Origin of the sequence: Sphingomonas sp. (genome assembly GCF_035758555.1) — a bacterium.
GTDB lineage: Bacteria > Pseudomonadota > Alphaproteobacteria > Sphingomonadales > Sphingomonadaceae > Sphingomonas_B.
Genome location: NZ_DASTXI010000092.1, coordinates 1 through 10,047, shown reverse-complemented (window position 1 = coordinate 10,047; position 10,047 = coordinate 1). Strand labels below are relative to the sequence as shown.

At 67.3% G+C, this 10,047-nt stretch carries 12 protein-coding genes; 7 read left to right on the top strand and 5 right to left on the bottom strand.

The features are described 5' to 3' along the window. The first annotated feature begins 48 nt into the window (after positions 1-48). Positions 49-954 carry a crotonase/enoyl-CoA hydratase family protein gene (locus VFT73_RS05590; protein WP_326409178.1) on the top strand — a complete coding sequence of 302 codons (906 nt, stop codon included), beginning with the start codon at positions 49-51 and terminating at the stop codon, positions 952-954. 104 nt (positions 955-1,058) lie between these two features. Then, positions 1,059-2,513, top strand: coding sequence for an amino acid permease (locus VFT73_RS05585; protein WP_326409176.1), 1,455 nt, complete (start codon positions 1,059-1,061; stop codon positions 2,511-2,513). Here the strand turns inward: VFT73_RS05585 and VFT73_RS05580 are convergent. Beyond that, positions 2,491-2,877, bottom strand: coding sequence for a DUF2147 domain-containing protein (locus tag VFT73_RS05580; protein WP_326409175.1), 387 nt, complete (start codon positions 2,875-2,877; stop codon positions 2,491-2,493). The genes VFT73_RS05585 and VFT73_RS05580 overlap by 23 nt on opposite strands. Positions 2,878-3,004: 127 nt before the next feature. Here VFT73_RS05580 and VFT73_RS05575 point away from each other — a divergent pair, with 127 nt between their 5' ends. Together VFT73_RS05575 and VFT73_RS05570 are read left to right on the top strand one after the other, a co-directional pair. Continuing rightward, complete coding sequence (locus VFT73_RS05575; protein WP_326409174.1) at positions 3,005-4,189, top strand: parallel beta-helix domain-containing protein; 1,185 nt, start codon at positions 3,005-3,007, stop codon at positions 4,187-4,189. Continuing rightward, the gene (locus VFT73_RS05570; RefSeq protein ID WP_326409173.1) at positions 4,186-5,142 is read left to right on the top strand and encodes an SO2930 family diheme c-type cytochrome; all 957 of its coding nucleotides are present in this window, start codon (positions 4,186-4,188) and stop codon (positions 5,140-5,142) included. The genes VFT73_RS05575 and VFT73_RS05570 overlap by 4 nt, the downstream gene beginning before the upstream one ends. Here VFT73_RS05570 and VFT73_RS05565 read toward each other — a convergent pair. Continuing rightward, entirely contained in the window at positions 5,139-5,651 is a 513-nt protein-coding gene (locus VFT73_RS05565) for a CHAP domain-containing protein (RefSeq protein ID WP_414712797.1), read from the bottom strand. The genes VFT73_RS05570 and VFT73_RS05565 overlap by 4 nt on opposite strands. 186 nt (positions 5,652-5,837) lie before the next feature. Here VFT73_RS05565 and VFT73_RS05560 point away from each other — a divergent pair, with 186 nt between their 5' ends. Beyond that, positions 5,838-6,761, top strand: a complete 924-nt coding sequence (locus VFT73_RS05560) for a bifunctional riboflavin kinase/FAD synthetase (RefSeq protein WP_326409172.1) — start codon at positions 5,838-5,840, stop codon at positions 6,759-6,761. Here VFT73_RS05560 and VFT73_RS05555 read toward each other — a convergent pair. From VFT73_RS05555 to VFT73_RS05545, 3 genes are all read right to left on the bottom strand, one after another. After that, a complete protein-coding gene (locus VFT73_RS05555; RefSeq protein WP_326409171.1) occupies positions 6,758-7,396 on the bottom strand; it encodes a glutathione S-transferase family protein in 639 nt (212 codons plus the stop codon). The two genes, VFT73_RS05560 and VFT73_RS05555, sit on opposite strands and share 4 nt — an antisense overlap. 92 nt (positions 7,397-7,488) lie before the next feature. Beyond that, complete coding sequence (locus VFT73_RS05550) at positions 7,489-7,998, bottom strand: hypothetical protein (protein WP_326409170.1); 510 nt, start codon at positions 7,996-7,998, stop codon at positions 7,489-7,491. A gap of 22 nt (positions 7,999-8,020) precedes the next feature. Then, positions 8,021-9,019 (bottom strand): NAD(P)H-quinone oxidoreductase, encoded by a 999-nt coding sequence (locus VFT73_RS05545; protein WP_326409169.1) that lies wholly within the window; start codon positions 9,017-9,019, stop codon positions 8,021-8,023. 65 nt (positions 9,020-9,084) lie between these two features. Between VFT73_RS05545 and VFT73_RS05540 the strand changes: the two genes are divergently transcribed. Both VFT73_RS05540 and VFT73_RS05535 read left to right on the top strand, forming a co-directional pair. Beyond that, on the top strand, positions 9,085-9,282 hold the full coding sequence (locus VFT73_RS05540; protein WP_326409168.1) for a DUF1192 domain-containing protein: 198 nt from the start codon (positions 9,085-9,087) through the stop codon (positions 9,280-9,282). A gap of 135 nt (positions 9,283-9,417) precedes the next feature. After that, positions 9,418-10,047 (top strand): Clp protease N-terminal domain-containing protein (locus VFT73_RS05535; protein ID WP_326409167.1); only part of this gene is annotated, 630 nt, incomplete at its 3' end.

The window sequence follows — 10,047 nt, the reverse complement described above, 5'->3', positions numbered from 1 at the left end:
CGCCCCTCGACTTCGCTCGGGACGAGCGGGAATTGCGGAGAGGTGCCGGTGCAGTCCTTCGAAACCATCCTTACGGAGCTGGACGAGGGCATCCTCACCATCACGCTGAACCGGCCGGACCGGCTCAACGCTTTTACGCCCGTCATGATGAAGGAGCTGATCGCCGCCTTCGATCAGGCGGATGCCGACGATTCCGTGCGGGCGGTAATCATGACGGGCGCCGGCCGCGCCTATTGCGCTGGGGCCGACCTGGGCGCGGGCGGCGCGACGTTCGATTATGCGAAGCGACCCGACCGGATGGAGCAGGGATCGCCGGTACAGGACGACGGCAGCGTCGATTATTCACATCCCGGCGTGCGCGACGGCGGCGGGCGGCTGACCTTGCGTATCTTCAACGCGAAGAAACCGGTGATCGGTGCGATCAACGGGCCGGCAGTCGGCATTGGCGTGACGATGACCCTGCCGTTCGATTTCCGGTTGGCGAGCGAGGCGGCGCGGTTCGGCTTCGTGTTCGCCAGGCGGGGGATCGTTCCGGAAGCGGCGTCGAGCTGGTTCCTGCCGCGGCTGGTCGGCATCTCGCAAGCGCTCGACTGGTGCTATTCGGCGCGCGTGTTCGACGCGGCCGAGGCGCTGAAGGGCGGGCTGGTCCGATCGCTGCACGCGCCGGATGCGCTGCTGCCCGCCGCGCGTGCGCTCGCGCACGAGCTGACCGACCATAGCGCGCCGGTCTCGGTCGCGCTGACGCGCCAGATGATGTGGCGGATGATGGGCGCCGGGCACCCGATGATCGCCCACCGGCTCGACAGCCGCGGCATCTGGTCCCGCGGCCAGAGCGACGATGCGCGCGAAGGCGTGCAGAGCTTTCTGGAGAAACGCGAGGCCGAATTTCCCGACCGGGTATCGGCGGACTTCCCGGATTTCGGGGAACTGCTCGGCGATCCTGAATACAAGTAATCGTCACCCCGGGCTTGACCCGGGGTCCCGCTTCCTTCTCTGGTGCAGAGCAAAGAAGCGGGATGCCGGATCAAGTCCGGCATGACGAAAATGAGGGGACGGACTTGAGCAAATTACTGCGCCGCAAGGCGATCGTGACCGGCGATGCGCAGCCGGCAGAGCACCGACTGGCGCGGACGCTCAGTTGGCCGCATCTGGTGGCGCTGGGCGTCGGCGCGATCGTGGGGACCGGTATCTTGACGCTGATCGGCGTCGGCGCCGATCGCGCGGGGCCGGCGGTGCTGGTCAGCTTTGCGATCGCCGGCGCGATCTGCGCCTGCGCCGCGCTCTGCTACGCCGAGATGGCGACGATGATCCCGGCTTCGGGCAGCGCCTATACCTACAGCTATTCGGTGCTGGGAGAGGTGTTCGCCTGGGTGGTCGGCTGGAGCCTGATCCTCGAATATTCTTTGGTGGTGGCGACGGTGGCGGTCGGCTGGTCCGGCTATGCAGTCGCGTTCCTGCACGGGCTCGGGATCGTGCTCCCGGATGCGCTGACGCACGGGCCCGCCGTCGCCGGCAGCCTGATGGACGGGACCTTCCACCTGACCGCGAGCGGGGTGAACCTGCCCGCGATCCTGATTATCGCGGTCGTCGCCGGGTTGCTGATGCTGGGCACGAAGGAAAGCGCGACGGTCAACACCGCGCTGGTGGTGCTGAAGATCGTCACGCTGGCGCTGTTCGTGGCGGTGGCGCTCCCCTATTTCGATCCCGCCAACCTGAAGCCGTTCGCGCCTTTGGGCTATGGCAGCACCGCGGGCGCCGACGGCGTCAAATACGGCGTGATGGGCGCGGCGGCGATCATCTTCTTCGCATTCTACGGCTTCGACGCGATCTCGACCGCGGCCGAGGAAGCGAAGAACCCGGAACGCGATCTCGCCATCGGCATCGTCGGATCGATGGTCGCCTGCACCGCGATCTACATGATCGTCGCGGCCGCCGCGGTCGGCGCGCTCCACTACACCGCGTTCGCGAACAGCCCCGAACCGCTGGCGCTGATTCTGCGCCAGATCGGTCAGTCGGAAGTCTCCACCATCGTCGCGGCCGCCGCGGCGATCGCGCTCCCGACCGTGCTGCTCGCCTTCCTCTACGGCCAGACGCGCATCTTCATGGTGATGGCGCGCGACGGTTTCCTGCCGACCAACCTCGCGCGGGTGTCGAAGCGCGGCACGCCGGCCACGATCACGGCGGTGACGGCGGTGTTTGTCGCCTTTATCGCCGCGGTGACGCCGCTCGACCTGATCGCGTCGCTGGCGAACGCCGGCACGCTCTGCGCCTTCATCGCGGTCGCGGCCTGCGTGCTGATCATGCGGCGGCGCGATCCGGAGCGGCGGCGGCCGTTCCGCACGCCCCTCGTGTGGATCATCGCGCCGGCCGCGATCCTCGGCTGCCTCTATCTGTTCACCAGCCTGCAATCCGTGACGCAGAAGAGCTTCTTCGTCTGGAACGGCATCGGGCTGCTGATCTACCTGACCTATGGCCTCGCCCGCAGCCGGGCTAGCGTACCCGCGTCCACCTAGCCGAGCGGCAGAGGAAGCCCAGCACGCAGCCCTTCACCTTCAGCGTGTCGGGCCCCAGCCGTTGGAGCGTCGTGGCGTAGTTCTTGCCGGCTTTCGGGTCGTAGCCGGTGCCGCGCCAGACGTCCCCGTCGGGCGCGAAGCCGGTCAGCACCGCCAGCCCGACCAGCGGCCGGTTGCGCAAGGCCGGGTCGGGGTTGTTGCGGTCGACCGCGGGGCCTTTGGGCGCGACCAGCATCTTCGCGAGCCGCCCGCAAAGCTTCGCGCCGCAGGGGGCGATCTCGACGAGTCCGTCCTTGGCATCGGTCAGCCAGGTGCCCGTCACCGGCTCGGCGGCGAGGGCGGGAGTGGCTAACAAGACAGCCAAGACGGGAAATCTCCGCATCTTAAGCTCCGTTCGTATCGAGCGAAGTCGAGATACGTTTCTCGACTACGCTCGAAACGAACGGGTTCTTATTGGTTGTCAAGTCTTGGAGACACGATAACTTACACGTATGAAAGCGCTCGCCCTCGCCCTCCTCGCCACGGCGGCACCGCTCGCCGCCAAGACCGTCACCGTCGCGCCGGGTCCTGACGCGCAGGAGCGCCTGCAGGCGGCGCTGATCGAGGCCGCGCCGGGCGACACGGTCCAGATCGCGGCCGGGCGGTTCGCGCTCACCGACGGCCTGTCTCTCGACGTCGACAAGGTGACGGTGAAAGGCGCCGGGCCGGACGCGACGGTGCTGAGCTTCAAGAACCAGCAGGGCGCGGGCGAAGGGTTGCTCGTTACGTCCGACGACGTGGTGCTGCGCGATTTCGGGGTCGAGGACACAAAGGGCGACGGCATCAAGTCCAAGGGCGCGGACCGCATCGTCTATCACAATGTGCGAGTCGAATGGACCGGCGGGCCCAAGGAAACCAATGGCGCCTATGGCGTCTACCCGGTCAGCTCGACCGACGTTCTGGTCGATCATGTGACGGTGCGCGGTGCGTCGGACGCCGGCATCTATGTCGGCCAGTCGAAGAACATCGTCGTCCGGAACTCCACCGCCGAGTTCAACGTCGCGGGGATCGAGATCGAGAACAGCTACAACGCCGACGTCTACGGCAACACGGCGCGCAAGAATGCCGGCGGCATCCTCGTGTTCGACCTGCCCAACCTGCCGCAGATGGGCGGCCACGCGATCCGCGTGTTCGATAACAAGGTCGTCGAGAACGACACGCCCAATTTCGCGCCCAAGGGCAATATCGTCGCCTCCGTCCCAACCGGCACCGGCGTGATGGTGATGGCCAATGCGGACGTGTTCGTGTTCGGCAACACGCTGGCGGACAACGGCAATACCAACGTGATGCTGATCGGCTACAAGCGGCCTTTCACCGACCAGAGCTACAACCCGCTGCTGCGCGGCGTCGTGGTGCGCGATAACAAGCACGGACGCGCAGGCTTTGCGCCGAGCTTCCCCGGCGGCAAGGAGATCGCCGCCGCGATGGGCGGATCGCTGCCGCCGATCTTCTGGGACGGGACCGGCACCGGGGTGGTCGTGCAGGACAACGTGCCGGCGCTCAGCCTGAACCTGCCGAGCCCCGAAGCGTCGGTGGACCAGGCAAGGCCTGCTCCCGCACAATTTCCCGCCGGTCCGATACCGCTCGAGCCGAAGCCGGTGGTGCTGCCGCCGTCGATGGAGGCGGCGATCAAGTGAGGCTGGTCGCCTGCCTTGCAGGCTGGATGCTGCTTGCGAGCGCTGCCCCGCCGGGCGTCAACGACGCGCTGATAACAGGCGACACGCTGCCGCCGAAGCTGTCCGATTTCGGCTTCTTCGCGAACGGCAAGCCAAGCCCGCGCGTCCACCCCTACACGCTGAACACGCCGCTCTTCTCCGACTATGCCGAGAAGGAGCGCTTCATCTACGTGCCCGCGGGCAAGACGATCGCGTATCGCGGGCCCGGCCTGCTCGACTTCCCCGTCGGTTCGGCACTGATCAAGACCTTCGGCTATCCCGGCCGCAAGCTGGAGACGCGCGTGCTGATGCGGCGTGCGAGCGGTTGGGTCGCGCTACCCTATATCTGGAACGGCGACGATGCTGCGTTGCGGCGCGGCGGCACGCGCATCCCGGTCGAGGTGCACGGGACGCCGATCAGCTATGCCGTGCCGAACCAGAACCAGTGCAAGGAATGTCACCAGCTGAACGGCGCGATCGAGCCGATCGGGCCCAAGGCGCGCAATCTGAGCCAGGCGTTGCTCGGCGATCTGGTGAAGGCGGGGATGCTCGACCGCGCGCCCGCCGCGGCCAAGCTGCCGCATTGGGACGACCCGCACGCGCCGGTCGCGGCGCGTGCGCGCGCCTATCTCGACGTCAATTGCGGCCATTGCCACAACCGCGCGGGCGCGGCGAGCAACAGCGGCTTGTACCTGACCTGGGAGGAAGCCGATCCGGTCGCGCGCGGCATCGGCAAACGGCCGGTGGCAGCAGGACGCGGCAGCGGCGGCCTCGAATTCGCGATCCAGCCCGGCCGGCCCGATCTGTCGATCCTGCTCTACCGGATGAAAAGCACCGAGCCGGGCATTGCGATGCCCGAGCTCGGCCGCGCGATGGTGCACAAGGAAGGCGTTGCGCTGGTCAGCGACTATATCGCCGGGATGAAGAAACCCTAGTTGACCGCCGCTACGTGCGAGCCGCCGGTCGAGGCGTCGGCGAACTGCACCGAGGGGTTTTCCGGATAGATGAAACCGAAGGTCGGATAGGTGGTCGCGCCAAGGTCGTCGACGCCGGCGTACCAGACCCGCACTTCGCTCCAGTCCCCCTCGGGCGAGACGTCGACCACGCGCACGTCCTTTTCGACGCCGCCCGGACGCGACCAATTGGCGTGGGTGACGGTGATCTCGCGGTCGGAAACGATGCCGCTCACCATCGCGACATGGCCGATCGTCATCTTGCCGTGCGGCTTCAGCACCATCACGCTGCCGACTTCCGGCGCATGTCCGCGGGCATAGCGGCCCGCCGCCTGGTCCCACCAGGTGCCGGCATTGCCGTGGATGTCGATGCCGGAAATCATCCGCGCATAGGGCACGCACTGCCAGAAATGAGCGCTGGCCGGCGTGATCCCGAACATCGAAGCAAACAACATGAACGCGCCGAACACGGCGCTGCGACCGAATTTCATTGTGAAGAGTGTCCCCGCTCTCGCTGACACGCCTGTAGGGAAGCGCCGTTCCGAGAGTCACCCGCTGTGCGGCGACTCGACGCCAAGCTCCGATGAATGGGGGGAACTTTTCGGCTCGTCGTCAGTGCGCTTCGACTCGTCGGCGCCGCTTCCAAGCGGCCGGCCGAATCACTATAGCCCGGCGCCATGGAGCGGCTGGACGGCGGCTCGGCGGTTCCGGCCTCCTTGCGCGGCGGAGTCGTCGCGCTGGGCAATTTCGACGGATTTCACCTTGGCCATCAAGCGGTTGTCGGCTGCGCGATCGCGCGCGCGCGGGCCGAAGCACGGCCTGCGCTGGTCGCGACGTTCGATCCCCACCCGGTGCGCTTCTTCAAGCCGGATGCGCCGCCGTTCCGGCTGACGACCCTCGACCAGCGCGAGCGGCTGTTCGCAGCGGCGGGTGCCGATGCGATGATCGTGTTCCATTTCGACGCCGCACTTGCAGGGCTGTCCGCGGAAGCCTTCGTCGCGGAGCGGCTGGTCGCCCTGTTCGGGGCGGCCGGCGTGGTGACCGGCGAGGACTTCACGTTCGGCAAGGGGCGCTCCGGCAATGCCGCCGTGCTGGCGGAGCTTGCCGCGGGGCACGGCATTTTCGCCGAGACTGTCGCCCCTGTGTCGCTGGACGGCGAGCCGGTCTCGTCCAGCCGTATCCGCGAGGCGCTGCAGGCCGGAGACTGCGTCACCGCCGAGCGGCTGCTGACGCGGCCCTTCGCCATCGAAGGCACGGTGCAGCACGGCGACAAGCTCGGCCGCACGATCGGTTTTCCGACCGCGAACATCGATCTCGATCGCTATCTGCGGCCGCGCTACGGCGTCTATGCGGTGCGCGGCCGGATGCCGGACGGGCGCGTGCTGGACGGCGCAGCCAACCTCGGCATCCGCCCCAGCTTCGACCCGCCGAAGGAGCTGCTCGAGCCCTATTTCTTCGGCGATCCCGGCGATCTCTACGGGCAGGCGATCGAGGTCGAGCTGCACCGCTGGCTGCGGCCGGAGCAGAAATTCGACAGTCTCGACGCGCTGAAGGCGCAGATCGAGCGCGACTGCGCCGAGGCGCGGACGGTCCTCGGCTAGGCCGCCAGCGCCGGTTCCGGCTCCATCACGATATGGCCGGGCAGCGCGGCCACGTCGCCGAGCCAGCGCACGACATGCGGATAGGGGCGAAGCTCGAATCCGCCCGCTTCCGCGACATGGGTGTAGGCATAGAGGCAGATGTCGGCCAGGCTGAACGCGCCGCCCGCCAACCATGGGTGACGCGCGAGATGCTCGTCCATCAGCCGCAGCGCCGCTTCGCCCGCCGCCTGCTTGGCCGCGAGCTGGGCGCGCTGCGCATCGCTCAGCCTGTCCTCGCCCAGGAACAGGCGCCAGAAGCGCAGGGTCGCGATGTTGGGCTCGTGATTATATTGCTCCCAGAACATCCAGTGCAGCATGTCCGCACGCTGGAACCGGTCGTGCGGGACCAAGTACGTGCCGTCGGCCAGCCAGAAGCAGGCGGCGTTGCTTTCGGGCAGGAAGCGGTTGCCGACCTGAAGCACCGGGATGCGGCCGTTGGAATTGACGTTTTGCAGAAAGGCGGGGGTGCGGGTTTCGCCTTGCATGATGTCGTAATTGTGCCGGGTCAGCGGCACGTCCAGGTGCGCGGCGGTCAGCCTGATCTTGTAGCAATTGCCCGATCGCGCATCCTCGTGAAGGATCAGTTGTCCGTCCATTCCGCCCTCCGTTTCGGCGGTCGCTGTCATGGGCGACGCGGGCGCGCCAATCAGTTTCGACGAACCGCCAATAAGCCTGGCTTATCCGCCTGTCAGGCCGGCTCGGGCTCGAACGCCTCGCGCCGTTCGGCGCGGACCTGCAGGATCCACCAGAGGATGAAGCCGACGATGAACGCCCATCCCCACATGTGTTTCCACCAGGGAAAGCGATATCCGGCCGCGAGCGGCTGCCCCGCCTCCTGCTCCAGCAGCTTCATATAGTCGGCATCGAGCGGGACCATCTGCACCTGCTTCGGGGTTTCGACATAAAGGACGTAGCCCTGGTCCGCATAGGCGAACAGCGGCACGCGCAGGATGCTGAGCTCGCGATAGGAAAAGCCGAGCGCCGGCCGCACCCGGACCGTGCCGGCATCCCGCTCCGTCTTCGGCAGCAGGATCGCCGAATAGTCGAGGAAGCGTCCGAGCTTGGCGGCGTCGGCCCACGGCGGCAGTTCCTCCACCAGCGCCACCTGCGGCATGTTGGTGAGCATGTACCCGCGTGGCGACAGCCAGAGCGCCGCCGCCATCCCGATCGCCAGCGCCGCCAGCACTATGTGTCGCATGTCGTCCCCCCGTTCGGCCCGTTCAGACCGTCAGCACGATCTTGCCGATATGGTCGCCCGAGTCCATCCGCGCATGTGCCCTGGCGGCGTCCGCGAGCGGGAAGGTCGAATCGATCACCGGCTTCAGCCGGCCTTCGCGCACCTGCGGCCAGACCATGCGGTCGAGCTCGTCCGCGACAAGGCGCTTGAAGTCGTTGGAGCGCGGGCGCAGCGTCGATCCGGTCAGCGTTAGTCGGCGGCGCATGATGTCGAAGATCGGGATTTCGGCGGTCGGCCCGCGCTGCACCGCGATCGAGACATGCCGGCCTTCCTCGGCCAGGCATTGGAGGTTCCTGGGCAGATAGTCGCCGCCGACCATGTCGATCACCGCCTGCACGCCGTTGCCGCCGGTCGCTTCCTTGACCGCGGCGACGAAATCCTGCGTCTTGTAGTTGATCGCGAGCTCTGCCCCGAGCTCGCGGGCGCGGGCGCATTTCTCGTCCGAGCCGCAAGTGACGATCATGTGCAGGCCGAACAGCTTCGCGAGCCCGATGGCCATCGTGCCGATGCCGCTGGTGCCGCCGTGCAGCAGCACCGCATCGCCGTCGCCGACAAAGGCGCGCTCGAACAGGTTGACCCAGACGGTGAACAGCGTCTCCGGCATCGCCGCCGCTTCCACCATCGTCAGCGCGTCGGGCACGATCAGGCACGAGCCGGCCGGCGCCACCGCATATTCGGCATAGCCGCCGCCCGCGATCAGCGCGCAGACCGGCTGGCCCACCAAAGCTTCCTCCGCAAGGCCGTTCGCCGCCACCACTTCCCCCGCGACTTCCAGCCCCAGGATCGACGGCGCGCCGGGCGGCGGCGGATAGGCGCCCTTGCGCTGCAGCACGTCCGGGCGGTTGACGCCGGCGGCCGCGACCCTGATCAGCACCTCGCCTTCGGCGGGGCGCGGCACGGGCCGCCGGACTGGCTGCAGCACCGCGGGGCCGCCCGGCGCTTCCGGGTCGATCGCGGTCATGGTTGCGGGCAAATCGATCACAGTCATCCCCAGAAAGCGTCGGCACCCTAATTGACTTGGGGGCCCATCGGGTCAACGTTCGGGGCATGGACCTGGACGACATCCTGCCGAAGAATCCGGGGGACCCGCTGGTTCTGCTGCTGAAACAGGACCTCGATCCGATGTCGGTCGAGGAGTTGCAGGCGCGGATCGCCGCGCTGGAAGGCGAGATCGCACGCGCCAAAAGCAAGATCGAACGCGCGGTTAACCACCGCGCAAGCGCTGACGCTCTATTCAAGCGATGACTCGGGGCCGTGCCTTCCATCACAGCGCCGGGCCGATGGAGGCGGTAGTATGACGGGCTTGATGAACTGGAGGCCGTCTCCGACATTAGGACAGAAGCGGTGCCCGGCACCCGCCGGGCCCCAGGAGTAACCTGAATGCCCTCTTTTGCCCCCGCGCTCGAGACCACGCTGCACAAGGCGCTGACGCAGGCGTCCAGCCGCCGCCACGAATATGCGACGCTCGAGCATCTTCTTCTCGCGCTGACCGACGATGCCGATGCCTCCAAGGTGATGGTCGCCTGCGGCGTCGACCTGGGCGAGCTGAAGGACGCGGTCACCCATTATCTCGACACCGAACTCGAAGCGCTCCGCGTCGAGGGCGAGACGGACCCGTCGCCGACCAGCGGCTTTCAGCGCGTCGTCCAGCGCGCGATCCTGCACGTCCAGTCGTCCGGCCGCGACGAAGTCACCGGCGCCAACGTGCTCGTCGCCCTGTTTTCGGAGCGCGAGAGCTACGCCGTCTATTTTCTCCAGCAGCAGGACATGAGCCGCCTCGACGCGGTCAGCTATATCAGCCACGGCGTCGGCAAGGGCGGCCAGCCGGCCGAGAGCCGTGAAGTGAAAGGCGCCGAGGAAGAGAAGTTTTCGCAGAAATCCGACGGCAAGCAGAAGAGCGAGAGCGCGCTGAAGCAGTTCTGCGTCGATCTCAACGCCAAGGCCAAGGACGGCAAGGTCGATCCGCTGATCGGCCGCGGCCCCGAGGTCGACCGGACCATCCAGATCCTG

Excerpts from the sequence above, each read along its gene's own strand:
- VFT73_RS05560 (WP_326409172.1), top strand. The coding sequence starts at position 5,838 with ATGGAGCGGCTGGACGGCGGCTCGGCGGTTCCGGCCTCCTTGCGCGGC.
- VFT73_RS05565 (WP_414712797.1), bottom strand. The coding sequence starts at position 5,651 with ATGAAATTCGGTCGCAGCGCCGTGTTCGGCGCGTTCATGTTGTTTGCT.
- VFT73_RS05575 (WP_326409174.1), top strand. The coding sequence starts at position 3,005 with ATGAAAGCGCTCGCCCTCGCCCTCCTCGCCACGGCGGCACCGCTCGCC.
- VFT73_RS05555 (WP_326409171.1), bottom strand. The coding sequence starts at position 7,396 with ATGGACGGACAACTGATCCTTCACGAGGATGCGCGATCGGGCAATTGC.
- VFT73_RS05540 (WP_326409168.1), top strand. The coding sequence starts at position 9,085 with ATGGACCTGGACGACATCCTGCCGAAGAATCCGGGGGACCCGCTGGTT.
- VFT73_RS05550 (WP_326409170.1), bottom strand. The coding sequence starts at position 7,998 with ATGCGACACATAGTGCTGGCGGCGCTGGCGATCGGGATGGCGGCGGCG.